The organism is Nibricoccus aquaticus (assembly GCF_002310495.1).
Taxonomy (GTDB): Bacteria; Verrucomicrobiota; Verrucomicrobiia; order Opitutales; family Opitutaceae; genus Nibricoccus; species Nibricoccus aquaticus.
In genome coordinates this window covers 4,658,195-4,679,587 of sequence record NZ_CP023344.1, presented here as the reverse complement: position 1 = coordinate 4,679,587, position 21,393 = coordinate 4,658,195, and the positions used below count along the sequence as shown (strand labels likewise).

Genomic DNA, 21,393 nt, shown 5'->3' with positions numbered 1-21,393 from the left:
GGGGCGGAGGGACGGCAGCTGATGGTGTGAGAATCGGAGCGCGTGCAAGCATTCGGGCCGACGGCGAGAGAATCACTCGCCGGAGAAGAAGTTCTTCACGTTGGCGAGGACTTGGGCGCGGGGGACTTCGTGTTCGCTGCGGTCGGTGAGGTCGCGGATTTTGACGACGCCTTTGGTGAGTTCGTCGCCGCCGTAGATGAGGGCGAGCTTCGCGCCGGATTCAGAGGCGGCTTTGAATTGTTTGCCGAAGGCGACTTCCTTCATCGGGTACTCGACGCGGAAGCCGGCGGCGCGGAGCGCGTGGATGTCGGCGAAGGCTTCGAGGCGTTCTTTTTCACCGCCGATGACGGCGTAAACGTCGGGCGCTTGAACGAAGTTGGGCATGAGGCCGCGTTGTTCGAGGAGGAGCGCGAAGGTCATGTCGCCGATGGCGAAACCGACGGCGGGCATTTCGGCGTAGCCTAGTTTGCCGACGAGATTGTCGTAGCGGCCGCCGCCGGCAAGGGCGCGGAGTTCGCCTTTGCGATCAAAGGCCTCGAAGACGAAGCCGGTGTAGTAGGCGAGGCCGCGGACTACGCCGAGATCGACGGTGACGAAGCGGGAGAGGCCCATCGCGTCGAGGTTGCCGAGGAGTTTTTTCCAGTCGGAGAGGCGGGCGGTGAGTTTTTCCTGCGAGTAAGGCGCGAGCGTGGCTTCGAGGACGTCGATCGATTTGATCTGGAGGAAGGCGAGGACTTTTTCTTTGAGCGCGGGATCGAGCGGGCCGAATTGCTCGACGTAGCCTTTGAAAGCGTCGTCGCCGAGTTTCTCATACCGGTCGACGGCACCGAGGATGCCGCGGGCGCGGGCGTCGTCGAGACCGAGAGCTTCGAGGTAGTAGAACCAGAGATTGCGGTCGCTGAGACGGACGAAAAAATCCTCGGCCGTGAGGCCGAAAGAGCAGAGGCACTGCGTGAGGAGCGCGATGAGCTCGGTTTCGGCTTCGACGCCGGGCTCGCCGAAGATGTCGGCGTTGAATTGAAAGAAGCAGCGGCCACGGCCTTTTTGCATGCGCTCGTAGCGGTAGAATTCGGCGATGCTGAACCACTTGATCGGGCGCTTGAGCGAGGAGGCTTTTTCGCCGACGAGGCGGCAGACGGTGGGCGTCATCTCGGGACGGAGCGCGACTTCGCGGCCGCCTTTATCCGTGAAGCTGAAGAGCTGGGCTTCGATCTCGTCGCCGGACTTCGTTTTGTAGAGTTCGAGCGGTTCGAGGACGGGGGCGTCGTATTCGGCGAAGCCAAAGGTGTGCACGGTCTGGCGCCAGAGGCGGAAGAGGTGATTCCGGCGCGCGAGGGCGTCGGGATAGAACTCACGGAAACCGGGCAGTGTCTGGAACGTGGCCATGGGAGGGCAGACGTTGGGAATCGGGGCGGGGCAGGGCGAATAAAATTTCCCGAGTGGTCGGCGTGAGGGCGGGAGGATTTGCGCGCCGCAAGCGAGCGGATGTCAGACGGACGACACGGAGGTCGTCCCTCCAAAGGAATAAAAAAGCCGGACCCGTGAAGGTCCGGCTGAAAATTTCAGCGGGCGATGGTTGCCGCTTAGAGCGTGGCGATATCCAGCTTCTTGAGGAGCTGTTTGAGGATCTTGCCGGACTTGAACTTAACGACGGCGCGCTCGGGGATGACGACTTCGGCTTCGGGCTTGTTCGGGTTGCGGCCGATGCGCGACTTACGCTTTTGAACTTCGAGGACGCCGAAGTTGCGGAGTTCGACGTTACGGCCTTCGGCGAGGGCCTTCATGACGATGTCGAGGGTCATCTGGACCGTGGCGACCACTTCCTTTTGGGGGAAGCCGGTCTTCTCATAAATTTCGAGGACGATTTCTCGTTTGGTCAGGTTGGTGGACATGTTGGGTATCCTTATTGGATGCGGGTTTGGATTTCTCTAAGTAATTTTCAGCTCTACGATTACGTCAACCCGCGAGACGGGGTTTTTCTTAAAAAAGGCATAAAAAACATGCGCAAAACACAAAGCATCAAGCGGCTAAAGAGATTCGTGATCGGGCGAGTGGTTCCCGCAGGAGTGAGATTTAGCGTGAGTTGGATACGATAAAGCCCGGCAATTTAAGTAGATAAGCAATAGTAAGGGTCAGGCGAGCTGGTCGATGGATTGTCGGGCGAGCAGTCAGGCGGAGCGCGAGTGAGTTCGCTGGCCTACGTTTCGGGCAGGCGTTCGTGAGCCATGAAACCCAGGCGATTCCGGTGATGGGAAATCCGGGTTGCGCTAGTGCGGTTACGTCGCGTTTGGTCTGCGCTGTGTCCTCGCTTAACCTGATCATTTTTGACTGTGACAGCACGCTCTCGTCCATCGAGGGCATCGACGAATTGGGCCGGGTGAAAGGGCCGGGGATTTTTCGTCAGGTAGAGGCGATGACGAATGAGGCGATGGATGGGAAGATCGCGGTAGAGGCGGTTTTCGGGCGTCGGTTGGAGATCATCCGGCCGACGCGAGCGGAGGTGGAGGCGGTGGGGCGGCGGTATATTGAAACGATCGAGCCGACGGCGCGGGCGACGATCAGTGGGCTGGTGGCGCGGGGGTGGACGCCGATGATTATTAGTGGAGGGTTCAGGCCGGCGATCCGGCCGCTGGCGGATTTGCTGGGAATCGCGCGGGTGGAGGCGGTGGATTTATTTTTCGACGCGGCGGGGGCGTATCGCGGTTTCGATGAAAAGTACCCGACGACGCGTTCGGGGGGGAAGCCTGAGGTGATCCAACAGCTGCGGGCGGAGTTGAAGCCTGCGCGGGTGGTGATGGTCGGCGACGGTGTGAGCGATTTGGAGACGAAGCCGGTGGTCGATTTGTTCGTGGGCTTCGGCCGGTATGTGGTGCGCGAGAAGGTGCGTGCGGGTGCGGGGAAATTCATCGTGTCGTTGGATGGGTTGAATTCGTTGCTGTAGCGGTGGAGTGCGCTTGCCTAGTGCTCCGCCGGTCTTTCGGTAGGGCGCATGAAACGATTCATCGCGCTCATTTCAGCCGGATGGCTGACGGTCACTGGTAGTGTTCACGCGGCGGCTGCGGCGGCGGGCGATTTCCCCAAGGCGCTGGCGAGCTATGGCGACGGGCCTGAAAAGGGATTGCTGGAGACGTTGATCGGGCGGGTGCAGGCGGAGCCGTTCAATGCGGTGGCGACGGCGATTTTCGTGCTGGCGATCATCCACACGTTTCTGGCGTCGAAGTTCCGGCACATGGCTCACGAGATCGAGGAGGCACACGCGGCGAAGATCGCGAACCGGAAGCGCGCGGAGGACAATAATGACGACGGGCGTCCGGATGAGGTGAGTTTCAAGGGGCAGATTTTGCATTTCTTCGGCGAGGTGGAGGCGGTGTTCGGGATCTGGGTGATCGTATTGATGGCGGCGCTCGGGTTTTCGAAGGGATGGGGGACGGTGGTGGATTATGTGGGGCACCGGGTGAATTTCACGGAGCCGATGTTCGTGGTGGTGATCATGGCGCTGGCGTCGACGCGGCCGGTGCTTCGTGTGGCGGAGCAGTGTTTGCGCGCGGTGGCCTCGCTCGGGAAGGGATCGGTCGCAGCGTGGTGGCTGGCGATCCTGGTGATCGCGCCGATCCTGGGATCGTTCATCACGGAGCCGGCGGCGATGACGATCGCGGCTCTGCTGCTGGCGCGGCAGTTCTACGAGCTGAAGCCGTCGCCGAAGTTCGCATACGCGACGCTGGGGCTTTTGTTCGTGAATGTGTCGGTCGGCGGGACGCTGACGCATTTCGCGGCACCGCCGGTGCTGATGGTGGCGGCGACGTGGAAGTGGGACATGGCGTATATGTTCACGCATTTCGGGTGGAAGGCGGTGGCGGGGATCGTGGTGGCGACGGCGCTCTACGGGGTGTATTTCCGCAAGGAACTCGCGGGGTTGAACGAGGCGAAGCGGGCGGCGGAGGCGGGCAAGGCCAAGGTTGCGGCGGAGGCGCCGGTGCCTGCGTGGATCACGATCGTGCAGCTGGGATTCATGGGGTTCACGGTCTTCGTGGCGCATTATCCGGCGCTGTTTGTGGGCGGGTTTTTGTTCTTCCTGGCGTTCTCGCAGGCGACGGCGCACCACCAGGGAAAACTGGATTTGAAGCCGTCGCTGCTGGTCGGGTTTTTTCTCGCGGGACTCGTGGTTCACGGCGGATTGCAGGGCTGGTGGATCGAGCCGGTGCTTTCGCGATTGGGCGAGATGCCGCTGTTCCTCGGAGCGACGGTGCTGACGGCCGTGAATGACAATGCGGCGATCACCTACCTGGCAACGCTGGTGCCGGGATTCACGGATGAGTTGAAGTACGCGGTCGTCGCGGGCGCGGTGACGGGCGGCGGTTTGACGGTGATCGCGAATGCGCCGAACCCGGCGGGGCAGTCGATCTTGCAGCGGTATTTCCCGAGCGGGGTGTCGCCGATCGGATTGCTGGTGGGCGCGCTGATCCCGACGGTGATCATGGGGCTGGCGTTCATGGCTCTCTAAGCAGGCGGAAAATTCGATGAAAGTGTCGAGCTGATCATTGACAGGCCGGGTACCTTGTAATCCAAGGTACTGGTGTGGCAGATTCCTCCGAGGAGATTTTCGGCAATTGGACGGTGCAGGTCCGCAAGGGCGTGCTCGATCTGTGCATCCTCAACGCTCTCGATGGGCAGGAACGCTACGGCTATGAACTAGTGAAGGAGCTGGCGAATCTGCCGGGCTTCGGTGTGACGGAGGGAACGCTTTATCCGTTGTTGTCCCGGCTGCGGTTGCAGGGGCTGGTGAAGACGCGGCTGGAGGAGTCGAGCGAAGGGCCCGCGCGGAAGTATTATTCGCTCACGCCGGCGGGCCGGAAGGTGGCGGCGCTCATGAACGATTATCTTTTGGAACTGGTGCCGGCTTGCCGCGCGTTGCGGCGCAAAAACTAACCCCATGATTACCTGGACTGAGAGCGCGAGGAACGAACTTGAACGCCATGTGGCCGCTGTGCGCACGCGCATGATCGCGGTGGGTGCGGACGCGAACGAAGTGTCGGAAGACATCGAGCGTCATGTAAGCGAGGAGCTGACGGCGCAGAAGATCGCCGTGGCGACACCGGAGGATGTGCGGCGGGTTCTAGCGCGGATGGGCACAATCGAAGCGGAACTGGTCGGGGTTCAGGATGCGGGTAGCGGAAGAAACGGGGATAGTCCTGAAGAAAAGAACAGCTCGTTGGTCACGTTTTTTTGCATCGCGCTGGGTGTGGTGCTGCCGGTGGTGGCGCTGGTCTTTGAGTTTATCACCCGCGCGTGTTCGTCGGAGATGTTCGATCCGATGCCGACGCTGTTTCACGCGCTGATGATCGCGCTGGTGCCGCTGGCAAACGGCCTGGCGCTGTATCATGCGGGACGTTGCGCCAGTGAAGGCGGGCGGGACGCGGTGATTCCGCGCTGGCTGGGATTGTTGAACGGGGCGGCGGTGGCGGTCGCTGCGCTGTATGCGGCGATGTTTGCGCTGATCACGCCGTTTGCCGTGCTCGCGGTGATTTTTTTCGGGATCGGGCTGCTGCCGCTGGCGCCATTGATGGCTTTGATCACGGCACTGATCTGTCGCACGCGACTGCGTAGAGCGCAAAAGACCGCAGGGCAGGCGATGCATGGCTGGCGCGCGGGTGTGGTGATCGCGTTGCTGGCGCTCGTAGGATTGGAGACGCCGTCGATCCTGACGGAGGCGGGGCTTCGCCTGGCGCGTTCCGAGAGAACAGAGACGATGCAGCGAGGGCTTCATTTGCTCCGTGCGGTGGGCAGCGAAGAGAGACTTTTGCAGCGGTGCTATCCGCGCAATGGAGCGGCGATGGATCTGGTGGGCTTTGTTTTCTCGTTTGGAAAACACCTTCCGGTCGAGGAGGCGCGCACGATTTTTTATCGAGTGACGGGAAAGCCGTTCAATCTGGTGCCAATGCCCGAGCGTTTCGGTTTCGGCGGACGTTCGCGGATGAGTGACGATTGGGTGTGGGATTCAAACGCGGGCGGGGAAGTGGTCGGGCAAAGGCTCAAGGGACTGGCTCTGACGGAGTCGCGGATCGATGGGACGGTCGATGCGGATGCGCTGACGGGTTATTTGGAGTGGACGATGGTGTTTAAGAACACGGCGGGCTGGCAGCAGGAGGCGCGGGCGCAGATCGCGCTGCCGCCGGGCGGGGTGGTGTCGCGGTTGACGTTGTGGGTGAATGGCGAGGAGCGGGAGGCGGCGTTCGCGGGGCGCTCGCAGGTGCGCGAGGCTTATCAGAAGGTCGCGATCCAGCAGCGGCGCGATCCGGTGCTCGTTACGACGAAGGGGCCGAACCGGGTGCAGATGCAGTGTTTCCCGGTGCCGGCGAACGGGGAGATGAAGATCCGCTTCGGCGTGACGATGCCGTTGCGCGCGATCTCGGAAGGGAAGGCGGAGATGATGCTGCCGCGGATCATCGAGCAGAATTTTAGCGTGCCGGATGGGGTGACTCACGCACTGTGGCTGGAGTCGGCGAGTCCGCTGGCGCTGGCGGACGGCGGACTGAAACCGGTGCGGGAGACGAATGGACTGTGGTCAGCGCATGGAGCGATCGCGTTGAAAAACGGCGAAGTGCTTCCGCTGGTAATGGTGAGCGGAAATGCGGAGAGGCGTGAGCACTGGGCGGTGCATTCACAGATGCCGGGGAAGGTGTTTGTGCAGAGGCTGGTCGAGGCGGAGCGAAAGGCGGCGCGCGAACTCGTGGTGGTTATCGATGGATCGCAGGCGATGGGGCCGCTCATCGGTGAGATCGCGGATGTGATCGGGGCGCAGGATGCCGCGGCGAAGATCCGGCTGCTCGTGGCGGGCGATGTGGTGGTGAGTTGTCCGGGGCGCGCGCCGGCGGAAGTGGCGGCGTGGTTGAGGGCGCAGCGTTTTGTCGGCGGTCAGGACAATCTGGATGCGTTGTCGGCGGCGTGGGATGACGCGGCGGCGGCGGGCGGGGAGATTTTGTGGATTCACGGGACGCAGCCGGTCGGGTGGCAGTCGTTTGAAGGGCTTTCGCAGAAGCAAACGCGGCGGCCGAAGCAGGTGGCGATTCGCGCGTTTGCGGTGGTGCAGGGCGCGCAGGTGATTTTGGAGAAGCTGGATGGCGTGACGCGCGTGACGGCGGCGGAGCGCTGGGGGACGTTGCGGGAGGATTTGAGCGCGGAGCTCGGGCGGGCGCTGACGGGTGGCGGGAGAAATCTGGAGCGGACGATGTCGGATCGGACAACGCCGAATTTGACATTAGAGCAGCAGGAGAAGGGCGGGCACATCGCGCGGCTTTGGGCGGCGGATGAAATCGCGCGGTTGGTTGCGGGTGGGAAGCGGGCGGAGGCGGTGGCGCTCGCGGGGAAGTTTCAGCTGGTGACGGCGGTGTCGGGCGCAGTCGTGCTGGAGACGAAGGCGCAGTTCGATGCGGCGGGACTGGCGGCGATCGATCCGGCGACGGCACCGAGTATCCCGGAACCGGCGACGGTGGTGCTCATCATGGGCGGGGCGGCGGCGGTGTTTGTGGTGTGGCGGAAGCGGAAGCTGCGGCGAGCGGCGTGAGTGGGCGGGGAGTCGAACCGGCGGGGTTAGGGCTAACCCGCCCTACCCACGGAGGCCTTCAGAGGGTGATGCGGCGGGAGGTGGCGTAGCCTAGTTCGTCGTAGAGGAGGACTTCGACGGTGGTGGCGTTGAGGGCTTTTTCGGGCTCAAGGCGGAGCGTGAAAGACTCGGCGCGGCTGTCGCGGATGGCGTCGTCGGGCTGGGTGGCTTCGGCGCGGTGGCCGTTGTTGAAGACGAATTCGGCGCCGATGAGGAGGCTCACGGCGTCGCGGCCGGAGACGGTGATCAGGAGCGCGTCGGCGGTGCGGGCGACTTTGACTTCGGTGATGACGGGCGGGGTTTTGTCGATGACGAGGTCGTCGGTTTCGAAGGTGACCGTGAGGCGGTCGGCGAAGGGGCGGGGGGCTTGTTCGGTGGCGGTGACGCGAGTGTCGTACACGCCGTCGGCGAGGTGGGTGGTGTCGAATTGGGCGAAGGTGTCGGTGGTGTTAACGGCGAGGTCGAGCCAGTCGGAGGTGCCGGCGCGGCGTATCGAGAAAGTGGAGCGGAGTTCATCGTCGTCGGCGTCGGAGAGGGTCCAAGTGACGATTTGAAGGCCGGGCTGCGGGAAGATGCGGGCTGAGTTGAGGCTGTTGCGGGAGCTCGAGCTGGGGCGGTCGGAGCCGCCGAGGAGCTGGCCGAGGGTGGACGGGGGCGATTGGAAGTCGGTCGAAGGCGAGGGCGGGACGAGGGAGAAGCCGGGGGCGGCGATGCGGAATTCGGTGAGCGAAGGGCGGCGGTTTTGGGGGAGGAAGAAGAGGTCGGGTTTGTCGAGCTGGGCGTTGGCGGCGGAGGCGGGGAGGGAGATCTGGAGTTTCACGTAGCGGCCGCGTTGGTTGTCGGCGAGCCAGCCGTCTTCGCGGAGGGGGGCGGCGAGCCAGGGAGTCCAGGACTCGGCTTCGTCGGCGGCGAAGGTGGTGCGGACTTTGACGGTGAGGTCGGCGGGAGTGGCTTCGCGGATACGGGGGAAGCGGAGGGCGCCGAGGGTGGCGGGGGAGCCGAGGTCGAGGCGTTTGGTTTCGGCTTCGCGGGGGCCGGGGGCGGCGAAGTCGAGGAGGGCGAGGCCTGGGGTGTTGTTACGGAGAAGGAGGAAGCGGGATGGGGCGGAGGCGGAAGGTTGAGGGTTGAAAGTTGAGGGTTGAGAGACGGAGGGAGCGGAAGCGGAGACGGTCAGAGGGACGATCTGGTTGATTTGGGCGGAGGCGGTGCCGGGGAAGGTGAGGCCGAGGCGCGCGGGGAGGTCGTAGCCGAGGATGTCGCCTTGTTCGCCACCGGCGATGATCAGGGTGTCGGAGCGGCGGGCGAGGGCGTAGAAGGCGAGGTTGCTGCGGGAGACGACGGTTTCGGGGAGTCCGTTTTTCGGGAAATAAACGATGGAGCTGCGGCCGGGGAATTGGGGAATCGGGGCGAGCGGTGGCGTGGGTGCGGCGGTAGGTGGGACGGGAGGAGTGCCGGGGGCGTTGGGCGCGGGGGGCTGGTCGGGGGCTGGAGCGCCGGGAGTGGCGGTGGCTTCGGTGGGAGCGGCTGGTGTGCGCGCGGGTTGGGGGCGGTTGAGGCGGGACTCGGCTTGCTGGTTGGAGAAGACGAGGGCGGCGTAGAGATCACCGTTGGGTTGAGGGAGGAGCGTGGCGACTTCGGCGTCGCGGTTTTCCTGGAGGATCAGGGGTTCGCCGCCAGTGAGCGGGAGCGTGTAGAGGTTTCCTTTGGGGGCGGAGCCGATGACGAGGTTGTCTCCGAGGAGGGCGAGGCGGCGAGCGTTGCGGTCTTTGATTTCGCCGAGGAGGCGGAGGAAGGCAGGGAGGGAAAGTTGAGAGTTGAGGGTTGAGGGTTGAGAGGCGGAAGGCTGGGAGTCGGGAACGGGGAGCGTGGAAGCGGCGAATTTTTTGAGATCCAGTTCGTAGATACGGCCGGGGTTGCCGGTGGCGATGTAGGCGAGCGCGGCGTCGCGGCTGAGCTGGATGTCGTGGATGGTGTCGGCGGGGAGGGTGGCGCGGGAGACGATTTTGCCGTCGCGGATCAGGGAGAGCGTGCCGTGGGGCGAGGTGCCAGCGAGGAGCGCGCCGTCGGGGAGGCGGCGGAGGGCGAAGACGTGGGTGTCGTCGAGGTCGGCGATTTCGCGGGAGGTGTAGGTGTTGGCCGTGAGGTCGAGGGTGAGTTCGAAGATTTTTCCTTCGGGGCCGGTGCCGACGAGCCAGCGGGTGGAGTCGGGCGAGGAGGATTCGAGGGTCCAGAGGATGTCGGCGAAGGCGGGGCCGCTCAGGTCGGTGAGGACGGGGCCGGCGACGAGGCGGCCGTCGGAGCGGGTGGCGAGGCCTTTGAGGTTACGGCTGGAGATGTCGCGAAAGAAGTCGATGGGGAGGCTGCGGGAGAGCGGGGCGGCGAAGATGGAAGAAGCGGAGGTGGAGATGAGAACCACGAAACACACGAAAGGTACGAAAAGGGGGCGATGGCGGGGTTGTGACGTGTGGCGGGAGAGTGGGAGAGTCATGCGTGAGTTGGTGGGTGCGGCGTGCTTGGTGGGCATGATGGGCGTGGGAAAGTTTGTGGGAGGGAGCGGAGGAAACGGAGGGAGGAGTTTAGGAATCGGATTTTTTGCCACAGAGGACACGGAGCGCGGACACAGAGGGCATGGAGTTCGGAGGGACGGAATGGGAACCGCTCAAGGACGCTGATGGACGCTCAGTTTTCGGCGTGAGTGCGGGGTTTGTTGATGAGTTTTCGAAGTTGGTTCGCGGGCGATGCGGACGGCGCGTTAGGGCTAACGCGCCCTACCCTCGGAGCGAAGAGCGATCATTCGCTGACTTGGAGGGGGCGGCGGTGGGCGGCGTCGAGGAGTTTGCCGGGGAAGAGATGTGTTTCCCAAAGGGGGACGAGGACGTCGCGTTTTTGGAAGCGGGTTTCGTCGGAGCCGCGGGCGATGCGTTCGATGCTGCCGGGATAATCGAGCGTGAGTTGAGTCTGGTCGAGAAAGGCGCCGGCGCGTTCGGCGACGACGACGTAGAGGCCGTCGTCGCGGCGTTTGTCGCTCATGAGGTCGAGGTAGGAATCGAAAGAGCGGATCTGGGAGACGGTGGCCATCTCGGGGCGGCCGGTGACGCGTTCGAGAGCGTCGCCACGCATGACGAGGAGTTCGAGGCGGCGGCCGAGCCAGGCGGAGGGAACGGGGATGGAGACGGTTTCGCGGACGGGAGAGCCTTGGTAATCGCGGACGGTGAGAGTGACCTGGAGGTCGTCGCCGGGTTGAAGGCGTGTGCGGGAGACCTGGATGAGATCGAGGTTGGCGGCGGGATTTTTCGGGAGCGTTTCGACGACGAAGGAGAGAGCGTCGGGGAAGACGTCGGCGATGGGGTTGCCGAGGCTGGCGGAGAGGCGGCGGATGAACTGGCTGAGGCCGGATTGGAAGCCTTGGGGGCCGGCGAAGATCGTGTCGGTAGCGAGGGTGCGGCCGCCGGGATAGGTGATGGTGGTGGTGATGTGGAAACCTTCGGCCAGGCCGTTTTCGTTGGAGCCGAGGACGGCTTGGGAAAGGCCAGCGCCGGCGATCATGGGGGCGAGGCGGTCGTGGCGGACGGTGGAGAAGTTGAGGGTGCGTGCTGGAGTTTTCACTACAACGGGGAGCATGGCGGGCTTGGGGCCGATCTCGCCGTAGATGGCGGAGAGGCGGTCCTGGCTGATGGTGCCGATGACTTCGCCGGTGTTGGAGAGTTTGAAGGAGTTGAGCGCGGAGGGGAGGATCGTGAGGATCTCGGCGCTGGCCATGGGGAGCTCGACGTCGCCGAGGCCGAGCATGGGATGGCCGAAGGCGAGGATGTGGTTGCCGTTGACGTGGGAGACGGTGCCGGTGCCGGCGAGGGTGATGTCGCCGGTGGCGAGTGCGACGGCGACGGCGGAGCCGGGGCGGAGAGAAGAGTGAAGAGGGAAGGGTGAAGGGTGAGAGGCGGAGGCGGCGCTAGAGTTGGCGGACGAGGTGTTGGTGTGGCCGCCGAGGGCGGTGGTATTCAGGCCGAGGGCACGGAAGTCTTCGGTGAAGAGGGCGGCGACTTGCGGGGAGATGCCGCCGAGGGCGAAGACGGGCGTGAGGGGAGTGAAGGAGTCGGAGGCGACGGAGGAGACGGAGGAAGAAAAATTGAGAGTTGAGGGTTGAGAGTTGAGAGACGGAAGCGGAGTGCGGAGCGAGGAGGTGCGTTTGGTGGAGGCGGAGTTTTTATCCAGGGGGATAAGGTTGTTGTCGTGCGGGGTGACGGGGCGGGGGGATTTGGTTTCGAATTGAGAGACTTCGATGAGGTCGCCGATAGGGGTGAAGCCGGCGAAGCGGACGGTTTCGAAGCGCTGGATTTGGTAGCTGAGGGCGCCGGCGAGTTTGCCGTCGATGTAGAGGGGGCTGCCGCTCATGCCGGCGACGGCGCCCATTTTTTGGACGCGAGGGTCGGTGAGTTCGCAGACGATGAGGGATTTGCCGGGGCCGAGGGCGTTTTGAAGAACGCCGGTGACGACGACGGAAAAGGGCTCGATTTGGGTGCCTTGGAAAACGGTCCAGACTTCGCCGGTCTGGCCGGGTTTTATCTCGGCGAGGGGGAGTTGGGGCGCGTCGGTCGGCTGGGCGGTGAGTGGGGCCGCTAAGGCGACGAGGAAGGCGAGGGCGAGGGCGGCGAACTTGGGCATGTGGCGGGCGCGGAGAGAGAAGTTTTTTCTATAACGGCTCGCCGTGGGCAAAATTACAGCGAGTGGAGGCTTTCGGTGAGCACATCGCAGGCCCGGTCGATCGCGGGGCCGTCGTGCGCGGTGCTGAGGAAACCGGCTTCGTAAGCACTGGGAGCCAAGTAAACGCCTTTTTCGAGGCAGAGGTGGAAGAATTTGGCGAAAATCTTCGCGTCGCTTTTGAGGGCGGTGGCGTAGTCGCGGACGGGGGTGTCGGTGAAGAAGATGCTGAACATGGAGCCGCATTGGGGGACATGCACGGGGAGACCTTTGTTGCGGGCTGCGGCGAGGACGGCGTCGCGGAGGCGCTGGCCGAGGGCGTCGAGGCGGACGTAGGGATTTTGTTCTTCGAGGAGTTTGAGGCCGGCGATGCCGGCGGCCATGGCGAGGGGGTTTCCGCTGAGGGTGCCGGCTTGATAAACGGGGCCGAGCGGGGCGAGGTGATCCATGATGTCGGCGCGTCCGCCGAAAGCGCCGACGGGGAGACCGCCGCCGATGATTTTTCCGAGGCAGGTGAGATCGGGGGTGATGTTTTCGCGTTCCTGAACGCCGCCTTTGGCGATGCGGAAGCCGGTCATGACTTCGTCGAAGATGAGGACGGTGCCGTGTTTGGCGGTGATCTCGCGGAGGTAGGCGAGGTAGCCCGGGTCGGGCATGATGAAGCCGACGTTGCCGCAGTAGGGTTCGATGATAACGCAGGCGATTTTTTCTGGGTTGGCGGCGAAGGCGGCGTCGAGGGCGGCGCGGTCGTTGTAGGGAAGGACGATGGTTTCCTGCGCGAAACTGGCGGGGATGCCGGCGCTGTCGGGATGGCCGTGCGTGAGTGCGCCGGAGCCGGCTTTAATGAGCAGCGAGTCCGAGTGGCCGTGGTAGCAGCCGGAGAATTTGATGATCTTGTCGCGCTTGGTGAACCCGCGGGCGAGGCGGATGGCGGACATGGTGGCTTCGGTGCCGCTGTTGCAGAGGCGGACTTTTTTAATCGAGGGAACGAAGCGGACGATAAGCTCGGCCATCTCGACTTCGTAGGGATTGGGCGTGCCGAAGGACGTGCCGCTTTCGAGGGCGGCGGCGATGGCTTTTTTGATGACGGGGTGATTGTGCCCGTGGATGGCGGGGCCCCAGGTGCAGACGAAGTCGATGAGCACGCGGTCGTCGGCCGTTAGGAGCGTGGCGCCGCGGGCGGCCTTCACGAAGAACGGAGCGCCACCGACGGAGCGGAAGGCTCGGACGGGGGAGTTGACGCCGCCGGGCATGAGCTGCTGCGCGCGGGCGAAGAGGGCGGTGGAGTTGGGGACGAGGGAGGGAGTGGAGGCGGACATGAGCGAAGGCGGAATTTTTTTAACCACTGATGGGCACTGAAGAACACTTATGAAAACCGGATTAGCGGATGCGGCGGCGCCAATCGAGTTTGGGGAATGCGCCGAAGTTAACCAGGTAGCCGACGCGGCGGCTGGTGGCTTTTAGATAGTGGAGCAGTTGCGCCTCATGCTCTAGCAGGAGTGCTTTCACGGCTTTCAATTCGACGATGATATTGTCGAGAACAAGGAGGTCGGCCTCGTAGTGTTTACGGAGGGGGAGGCCTTTGTAGAAGATCGGCAGCTTGGGTTGAGCGACGAATGGGATGGAGCGATCTGTCAGTTCAAGCTCGAGGCTTTCTTGGTAAACGTCTTCGAGGTATCCGTTGCCGAGTTCTTTGTGGACTTCGTAGCAAGCGCCTATGAGCGCGTAGCCATCGGGGTCGTGATCGGCGGAGTGGATCGGATCAGTGTCCATCAGTGGAAATAAGTGGTTGAAACTCTACGGGGTAAATCAGCTCACGTATTTTTGGACGATGGGGATGCGGCGGCCGACGCCGAAGGCGAGGGGGGTGATCTTAATGCCGGGGGCCATTTGCTTTCGCTTATACTCGTTAAGGTCCACTTTGCGGACGATGTCGTTGATGACGGTTTCGTTGAAACCTTCGCGGACTAGGTCGCGGCGGCTGAGGCCTTTTTCGACGTAGCCTTCGAGAATGGCGTCGAGGATGTCGTAAGGAGGGAGGCTGTCTTGATCGACCTGGCCGGGGCGGAGTTCGGCGCTGGGGGGTTTGGTGATCGTGTTCTCAGGGATGATCTCGCGCTCGCAGTTGATCCAGCGGCAGAGGGCGTAGACTTGAGTTTTGAATACGTCGGAGATCACGGCGAGGCCGCCGCACATGTCTCCGTAGAGCGTGCAGTAGCCGACGGCGACCTCGCTCTTGTTTCCCGTAGTGAGGAGGAGCGCGCCGAATTTATTGGAGAGCGCCATCATGATGACGCCGCGGATGCGGGCCTGGATGTTTTCCTCGGTGACGTCGCGGGCGCGTCCGGCGAAAATGGGGCCGAGCGCGGCTTCGGCGGTGGCGACGGCGTCGGCGATGGCGATGGTCTCGAAACGGATGCCTAGGTTTTCGGCGAGGATGCGGGCGTCGTCTTTGGAGTGTTGCGAGGAGATCGAGGAGGGCAGGGAAACGCCGATGACGTTCTCCGCGCCAAGGGCTTCGACGGCGAGGACGGCGACGAGGGCGGAGTCGATGCCGCCGGAGAGGGCGATCAATGCGCGTTTGAAGCCGCTCTTGTGGGCGTAATCGCGGAGGCCGAGGACGAGCGCCGCATAAATGTCGGCTGAATGATTGGACGCCGCTGGAGGCGGCGAATGACCAGTGACCAATGACCAGTGACCAGTGGGCGCAGGCGTGGATGCGGGCGAATTGGTGGAACGCTCAACGCTCAACGCTGAACTTTTAACGCTCGAGGGTTCGGAGGCGGGCGGGGTGGGAGACGATGAGAGCGGGATTTCGACCGTGCGGAGGTCTTCGGTGAAGGCGGCGAGGCGGGCGGTGATTTCGCCGTTCTCGTTGGCGACGAGGGAGCGGCCGTCGAAGACGAGCTCGTCGTTGCCGCCGATGGCGTTCACGTAGACGAGGGGGCAGCGGAGTTGTTTCGCGGTGTCGGTGACGAGCTGGTCGCGGACGGCGCCTTTGCCGGCGTACCAGGGACTGGCGGAGAGGTTGACGACGAGATCGACGCGTTCGGCGGCGAGCCAGGCGATGGGGTTGATTTCGTAGAGGCGGGCGGTGTCGATTTTCGGGTTTTTCCAGAGATCTTCGCAGATGGTGAGGCCGATGCGTTTGCCGTCGAAGGTGACGATGCGCGGCTCACTGGCGGCTTCGAAGTAGCGGTCTTCGTCGAAAACGTCGTAGGTGGGCAGGAGGCATTTGCGGCCGATGACCTGGATCTCGCCGCGGTGGCAGAAGGCGGCGGCGTTGAAGAAGCGGCGGCCGGTGGGCGCGGGGTTGGTTTCGACGAAGCCGATGATGGCGGGGACTTCGCCGATGGCGGCGGCGATCTCGGTGAGGGACTCTTCGTTATCGGGGACGAACCGGCGTTTGAAGAGCAGGTCGCGGGGCGGGTAGCCGCAGACGATGAGCTCGGGGAAGACGACGAGTTCGGCGCCTTGGGCAACGAGCGAGCGGTAGGCGTCGAGGATTCTGCGGCGGTTGCCGGCGAGGTCGCCGACGGTGGGATTGAGCTGGGCTAGGCCGATACGCATGGAGAAATAGATTCGAGGCTGAGGCGTGAAAGCGCAACCGCCCGCGTGCGCCGAGGCAAGACGCGCGGAGCGTCCGGCGATTCGCGCCTTGCGGAAGCAGCGATGGAGTGGATTTTGCTGGGTGAATTTCATGAACGCTTTTTCTCGCGCCGCTCTTTCCTCTTTGGTCTCCGTGCTGGCCATCAGCAGTATTCCCGCGCGGGCGGCGCTTTCGCTGGCCGAGGCGTTCGACGGGATCGAGAAGGCGAATCCGAATGTTTTGATCAGCCGCGAAGCGGTGGCCCAGGCGCTGGCGGCGGCGGATCAGCAGCGGGCGGCGCTGCTGCCGGACATCTCTCTGGATGCGCAGCAACGACGGACGAAGTCGGTGCAAGTAACCGGAGCCGGGCCATTTGAGCAGTCGCCGGTCAACCGCTTCGACGGGAAGCTCACGGGCAGTGTGGCGTTGCTTAATCCGGCTCAGATCGCGGCGTATCGGGCGGCGCGAAAAAGCGCGGCGGTGGCGGCCTTTGACCAGCAGCAAACGTTGCAGACGGTATTCTCGGCGGTGGCGCAGAGTTATTTCGGCCACATGCGCAATGTGCAGCGTATCGACGTGCTCGATGCCAACATCCGGCGGGCGCGCGAGCTGCTCGATCTGGTGAAGCGGCAGCTGGATGCGGGTGTGGTTACGCAGATCGACGTGACGCGCGCGGAAGCCCAGCTGGCGATCACGGAGCAGGCGCGATTGCAGCAGGACACGACGGTTTACCAGAGCGAGTTGCAGTTGAAGCGGCTGCTCGACTGGCAGTTGTCGGCACCGCTGGCGCTGGCGGGCTTTGAGGTGAAGCGCGTGGATCAGCCAACGCTGGCGGGCGAGAGCGAGAAGGCGGCGCTGGAGCAGCGTTCGGACTATCTGCGCGCGACGAAAGCGATCGAACAAAACAAGGACCAGGTGCGCGCGGCGGGTTATCAGCGGTTCGGCGTGTTGAGCGCGGTGGGTGAATATGGATACGTGACATCGCGGGCGTTTGACGGGAACGAGAAGGAGGCCTGGCTCGCGGGCGTGGCGGTGTCGGTGCCGGTTTTCGACGGGCTCAGGACGAGTGCGGACAAGCGAGTGGCTCTGGCGCAGCTGCGGCAGCAGGAGCTGCGGGTGCGTGCGCTGGAGTTGCAGATCCCGGCGGAGTTGAGGCTGGCGGCGCAGGATGCGAAGTCGCGCAACACGCAGGTCGCGGTGGCGGAGCGCAGCTTGCGGCTCGCGCAAGAGCAGCTGCGGCTGGCGCAGATCCGGTTCGAGGGCGGCGCGGTGGACAACCGTGAAGTCATCGAAGCGCAGAATGCGCTGGCGATCGCGAGCGATAGCCGGCTGGAAGCGGTTTATCAGTACAACCTCAGCCGGGTGGAGCTGGCGCGGGCTAAGGGCGATGTGCGGGCGATCCTGGCCGAGAACGCGAAGTAACCAGCTACTCGCTCTCGGTGATTCACGGGAGCGGACGGACGATTTTATGGCCATCGAACTGACCAAAGAGGAGACTGCGAGCATTGTGCCTTCGCTTCAGAAATATTTCCGAGAGGAGCTCGATCAGGAGATCAGCGAGATGAGGGCGAAAATGGTGCTGAGCTATTTTCTCAAGGAGATCGGGCCTTTCGCGTACAACAAAGGCGTGAAGGACGCAGAGGCGTTTTTTCGCGGGAAGGTCGAGGATCTGACGGCGACTTGCTTCGAAGATGGACTCACTTACTGGGTGAAGAAACGCACATGACGAAATTGATTCTGGCTTCCGCCTCGCCGCGAAGAAAACAACTGCTCGCCGAACTCGGGCTGACGTTTGACGTGATGGTGGCGGATGTGACCGAGCACGAAGATCCGGAGACTGATCCGCGCGTGATGGTGACGCATAATGCAGCGCTCAAAGCGGACTGGGTGGCAACGCGGCATCCCGACGCGTATGTGCTTGGTGCGGACACGACGGTGTTTATCGACCAGCGCGTTCTGAACAAGCCGGCGGATCTGGCCGAAGCGCGGGTGATGTTGAAAAAGCTCTCGGGGCGCACGCACACGGTTTTCACGGGTGTGGCGTTGCGGCGGGTGGCGGATGGGCTGCGGATCGACGAAGGCGTGACGAGTGAGGTGACGTTCAAGGCGTTCGACGACGCGGTGATCGACGCGTATTTCAAGATCGTGAATCCGCTGGATAAGGCGGGCGCGTATGGCATTCAGGACGGGCGGGAACTCATCGTCGCGGGGTGGCAGGGGTCGTTCTCAAATATCATGGGCCTGCCGATGGAAGCGTTGAAACAAATTTTGGCTCGGTGCGGTCTGGTTAAGTGATTAGCACCCTTCGCGCGCATCCATGACCCAGCTTTTAGAACGCTCCCTGCAGGAGCAGCCTCAGCATTTTCAAACTGCACGAACTCTGTTCGGAGCGGGGGATCGCGGGCGCTCGGTGCAGATCGGGCTGGTGCTGTCGTTGATTGTGTGGTGCGGGCTGTTGTTTCTTTTTCTGGTGGCGGCGAAACATTTTAACGCGGGCGTCGATCCGAGCACGACGTTCGCGGAAGCGAAGAAACCGGAGTTCAGCATCGAGCTGGCGCCGGAGGAGTTCGTGATGCCGCAAAAAGAACCGCCGCCGCCGGATCGCTTCGTGGAAACCAATCCGGACGCACCGGAAAACGTGCCGGACAAGACGGTGAATGTTGGCGCGCACAATCAACAGGTCGCGCAAGAAAAGCCCACTCCTGACGGCAAGAGCGACACGCCGGCGACCGAGGGAAAAAAGGATTTTGAGAGCAGCGCGATCGTGTCTGGCGATCTTACTCCGCCTGAGGCGCAACCGCCGCCGTTACCACCGCCTTCGCCTGAAATCATGCAGGCGATTCAGGAAGCTCAGGCGCAGCGTGAGCAGAATCCACTGGCGGGCACCGAGAAAATCACGGGCGAGAGCGTGAGCGGCTATGGATTCAACATCGCGAAGCCGAGCGTGGAAACGCCTACAGACGTGCCGAAGAAAGTGGAGGGTGTGAAGGATGCGCCGCTGATCGTTGGAGCGCCGCAGATGGCAGTTCCTCGCATCAATCCGCAGCAACCGATGCCGCGGCCCAAGATCAACACGCGTGCGCGGCCGGCGATCCTGGCGGATAACAAATTCGGGACGCAGAATATCGGTGCGGTGTCATTCGATGCGCGCTGGAGCAATTACGGGCAGTATCTCCAGCAGCTCATCGAGACAGTGCAGGTCCAGTGGGAGCGGTTGTTGCGCGACAGCGGAGCTTATCCTCCGTCGGGTTCGCAAGTGACCGTTAAATTTCGACTCATCACCGATGGAAGTGTGGACGAGATCGTCAGTGTCGAAGGTTCGGGCGGAAAGCAGTACGAGCAGATCTGCATCGCGGGCATCACGACGCGCGCGCCGTACGGAAAATGGACTGATGACATGATCGCGATGCTTGGCCAATCGCAGGAGCTGACCTTTACTTTTTATATCCAATGAGTGCTTCAAAACTATTCTGGAGCACGCTCCCGCTAGGAAATGATGTGAGCTTGCTCGCGGTGGATGCCAACGGGCTCGCTGCGTTTTCAAAACCGGCGGGCGTGCTGTCTCATCCTAATCGTATCAGTGAACAGCCACGTGCCTTGCTCACGGTTCCCTACGTGGAGGAAGGGGAGTATTTTGAGTGGACGGAGTCGGTGGAAAAATCTGCAGCGGGGACTGCCTCCGGAGACGCGCCGCTCAAGAAAAAGCCAGCAACCACGGTGTTGCGGCGGCTCTGGCTTTTGAACCGGCTGGATTCGGCGACGTCGGGTGTGATCCTCGCGGCGAGCAGTCAGGAGCTGGCAGACGAGATCCGGTCCATGTTTCAAAAGAAGCACGTGAAGAAGATCTATAACGCGCTGGTCTTCGGGCTGCCGTCGGAGTCGAAGCAGATCTGGAAGGATCGGCTCGCGGTGCAGAAGCGCGGCGCGCAGATCCGCACGGCGGCGAAGAGCGGCATCCCGTCGGAGTCGCACATGCGTGTGCTCGGACAGAAGCGTGGCAGCGTGCCCGTGGCGTTGATACAGCTGGAGCCGAAGACGGGGCGGAGTCATCAACTGCGTGTCCAGTGCGCCCAGCGGCATCTGCCCATCGTGGGCGATCTGACTTATGGCGATTTCGCCGCGAATCGCGCTTTCGCCAAGGCGAACGGCGAGAAGCGTCTGTTCCTGCATTCGCTGGAGACGAGTTTCACGTACACGTTTGGCGGGAAGGAGCACACGTTTGCGGCGAAGGCGCCGCTGCCGCCGGAGTTTGCGCTGCATGGGTGAGTCGAACTCAGGCAGTTGAAGGCCACTGCTACAGTTGGTAATTGAAGCGAAACGGCCGAAGGCGAGCTGAGGCCCTACATCGGAAGTTCACGGATTTCTTCCGCACAGCGGGCTTTACGCGCAACCGGGGGCTTGCCTACGGTGTTGGACTTAAAACGATTCCGGAGGCTTCGCGCATCCGCTCACGCATGACCCGATCACTCTTCTCCCACTCTGTCCCGCGTTCAGTGCGTTTCTTTTTTTGCCTCACGGCGAGTCTCGGTCTGTTGGCGGCGCCGGTGTTTGCGTTGAGCACGTTGAAGCTGAAAAGCGGCGCCTCGATTCAAGGGGACATTCTCACGGAGCGAGCCGACCGCGTGGTGGTGGATCTCGGGTTCACGGTGATCTCGATCCCGCGCGACGAGATTGAGCGCATCACGGCCGAGAATCTTCCGGCCAGCGGCGCGGCGGAGGAATCGACGGATCTCTATCGCACCTCGACCGGGCGTCCCGCGCTCACGGTTAAAGAAAACGTTGATCGGGTGGCCGAGGCGGTGGTGCAGGTGCGCACGCCGGTCGGGCTTGGCTCGGGCTTCATCATCAATCCCGCGGGCTACATTATCACCAATGAGCACGTTGTGGCGGGCGAGTATGCGATCACGGTGACGCAGTTTCGCCGTGGCACCGCTGAGCTCGAAAAAGCCGTGTACAACAAAGTACGCATCGTGGCGCTGGATTCGCGTCTCGATCTGGCGCTCTTGAAAATCGACGACTTGCCGGAGGGCGCGGCGCTGCCATTCGTGTCGCTCGGCGAATCCAACGGACTCACCGAGGGGCAGACGGTTTTTGCCATCGGCAGTCCGCTCGGACTGGATCGCACGGTTTCGCAAGGGATCATCAGCTCGCGCAACCGTCCGATGGGCGGGCAGCTCTACATCCAGACGACGACGCAGATCAATCCGGGCAACTCCGGCGGTCCGCTCTTCGATCTGCGCGGCGAAGTGATTGGCGTGAACAACATGAAGGCGATGATGGCCGGCATCGAGGGGCTGAACTTCGCGATTCCGGCGGGCGTGTTGAAAAACTTTTTGCGCAACCGCGATGCCTACGCCTTCGATGCGCGCAATCCCAACGCAGGCTTCCGCTATCTGGAGCCGCCTCGTCCCGTGAAGGTGCCGGTCGCGACGCCGGCGAAGTGAGGCCGTCCTTTCGTGCCGCGTGGATTTGCTCTGCGCGGCGAGACGGCTCCAAGCCGCCGCCC

The 21,393-nt window shown here is 63.0% G+C and carries 17 protein-coding genes; 10 read left to right on the top strand and 7 right to left on the bottom strand.

Annotated elements, in window-relative coordinates:
• Nucleotides 1–72: 72 nt before the first annotated feature.
• Nucleotides 73–1,386, bottom strand: a complete 1,314-nt coding sequence (gene hisS, locus CMV30_RS18940; RefSeq protein WP_096057485.1) for a histidine--tRNA ligase — start codon at nt 1,384–1,386, stop codon at nt 73–75.
• 197 nt (nt 1,387–1,583) lie between these two features.
• A complete protein-coding gene (locus CMV30_RS18935) occupies nt 1,584–1,892 on the bottom strand; it encodes an HU family DNA-binding protein (RefSeq protein WP_096057484.1) in 309 nt (102 codons plus the stop codon).
• A 407-nt stretch (nt 1,893–2,299) separates the two neighbouring features.
• On the opposite strand from CMV30_RS18935, the gene CMV30_RS18930 reads away from it, so the two are divergent.
• The 4 genes from CMV30_RS18930 (at nt 2,300) to CMV30_RS18915 (ending at nt 7,561) form a co-directional block, all read left to right on the top strand.
• Entirely contained in the window at nt 2,300–2,941 is a 642-nt protein-coding gene (locus tag CMV30_RS18930; RefSeq protein ID WP_217494430.1) for an HAD-IB family phosphatase, read from the top strand.
• 48 nt (nt 2,942–2,989) lie between these two features.
• Entirely contained in the window at nt 2,990–4,501 is a 1,512-nt protein-coding gene (locus CMV30_RS18925) for a putative Na+/H+ antiporter (RefSeq protein WP_096057482.1), read from the top strand.
• A 74-nt stretch (nt 4,502–4,575) separates the two neighbouring features.
• Nucleotides 4,576–4,926 carry a PadR family transcriptional regulator gene (locus tag CMV30_RS18920; RefSeq protein ID WP_096057481.1) on the top strand — a complete coding sequence of 117 codons (351 nt, stop codon included), beginning with the start codon at nt 4,576–4,578 and terminating at the stop codon, nt 4,924–4,926.
• 4 nt (nt 4,927–4,930) lie between these two features.
• Nucleotides 4,931–7,561, top strand: a complete 2,631-nt coding sequence (locus tag CMV30_RS18915) for a VIT domain-containing protein (protein ID WP_096057870.1) — start codon at nt 4,931–4,933, stop codon at nt 7,559–7,561.
• Nucleotides 7,562–7,619: 58 nt separating this feature from the next.
• Here CMV30_RS18915 and CMV30_RS18910 read toward each other — a convergent pair whose 3' ends face one another.
• The 5 genes from CMV30_RS18910 to CMV30_RS18890 all read right to left on the bottom strand — a co-directional run bounded on the left by CMV30_RS18910 (nt 7,620) and on the right by CMV30_RS18890 (nt 15,868).
• A complete protein-coding gene (locus tag CMV30_RS18910; RefSeq protein ID WP_138223391.1) occupies nt 7,620–10,124 on the bottom strand; it encodes a hypothetical protein in 2,505 nt (834 codons plus the stop codon).
• A 266-nt stretch (nt 10,125–10,390) separates the two neighbouring features.
• Nucleotides 10,391–12,262 (bottom strand): SpoIVB peptidase S55 domain-containing protein, encoded by a 1,872-nt coding sequence (locus CMV30_RS20845; protein ID WP_138223390.1) that lies wholly within the window; start codon nt 12,260–12,262, stop codon nt 10,391–10,393.
• Nucleotides 12,263–12,315: 53 nt separating this feature from the next.
• The gene (hemL, locus tag CMV30_RS18900) at nt 12,316–13,617 is read right to left on the bottom strand and encodes a glutamate-1-semialdehyde 2,1-aminomutase (protein ID WP_096057478.1); all 1,302 of its coding nucleotides are present in this window, start codon (nt 13,615–13,617) and stop codon (nt 12,316–12,318) included.
• A 61-nt stretch (nt 13,618–13,678) separates the two neighbouring features.
• Nucleotides 13,679–14,071, bottom strand: coding sequence for a GxxExxY protein (locus tag CMV30_RS18895; RefSeq protein ID WP_096057477.1), 393 nt, complete (start codon nt 14,069–14,071; stop codon nt 13,679–13,681).
• Nucleotides 14,072–14,107: 36 nt separating this feature from the next.
• A complete protein-coding gene (locus tag CMV30_RS18890) occupies nt 14,108–15,868 on the bottom strand; it encodes an NAD+ synthase (protein ID WP_096057869.1) in 1,761 nt (586 codons plus the stop codon).
• A gap of 130 nt (nt 15,869–15,998) precedes the next feature.
• On the opposite strand from CMV30_RS18890, the gene CMV30_RS18885 reads away from it, so the two are divergent.
• From CMV30_RS18885 to CMV30_RS18860, 6 genes are all read left to right on the top strand, one after another.
• Nucleotides 15,999–17,309 carry a TolC family protein gene (locus CMV30_RS18885; RefSeq protein WP_096057476.1) on the top strand — a complete coding sequence of 437 codons (1,311 nt, stop codon included), beginning with the start codon at nt 15,999–16,001 and terminating at the stop codon, nt 17,307–17,309.
• 46 nt (nt 17,310–17,355) lie between these two features.
• Nucleotides 17,356–17,613, top strand: coding sequence for a DUF2164 domain-containing protein (locus tag CMV30_RS18880; RefSeq protein WP_096057475.1), 258 nt, complete (start codon nt 17,356–17,358; stop codon nt 17,611–17,613).
• Complete coding sequence (locus CMV30_RS18875; RefSeq protein ID WP_096057474.1) at nt 17,610–18,182, top strand: Maf family protein; 573 nt, start codon at nt 17,610–17,612, stop codon at nt 18,180–18,182. The genes CMV30_RS18880 and CMV30_RS18875 overlap by 4 nt, the downstream gene beginning before the upstream one ends.
• 22 nt (nt 18,183–18,204) lie before the next feature.
• Nucleotides 18,205–19,341, top strand: a complete 1,137-nt coding sequence (locus CMV30_RS18870; protein ID WP_096057473.1) for a hypothetical protein — start codon at nt 18,205–18,207, stop codon at nt 19,339–19,341.
• Nucleotides 19,338–20,153, top strand: coding sequence for a pseudouridine synthase (locus tag CMV30_RS18865; protein WP_096057472.1), 816 nt, complete (start codon nt 19,338–19,340; stop codon nt 20,151–20,153). Before CMV30_RS18870 ends, CMV30_RS18865 begins: the two co-directional genes overlap by 4 nt.
• 188 nt (nt 20,154–20,341) lie before the next feature.
• On the top strand, nt 20,342–21,331 hold the full coding sequence (locus CMV30_RS18860) for a S1C family serine protease (RefSeq protein WP_217494429.1): 990 nt from the start codon (nt 20,342–20,344) through the stop codon (nt 21,329–21,331).
• Nucleotides 21,332–21,393 lie beyond the last annotated feature (62 nt).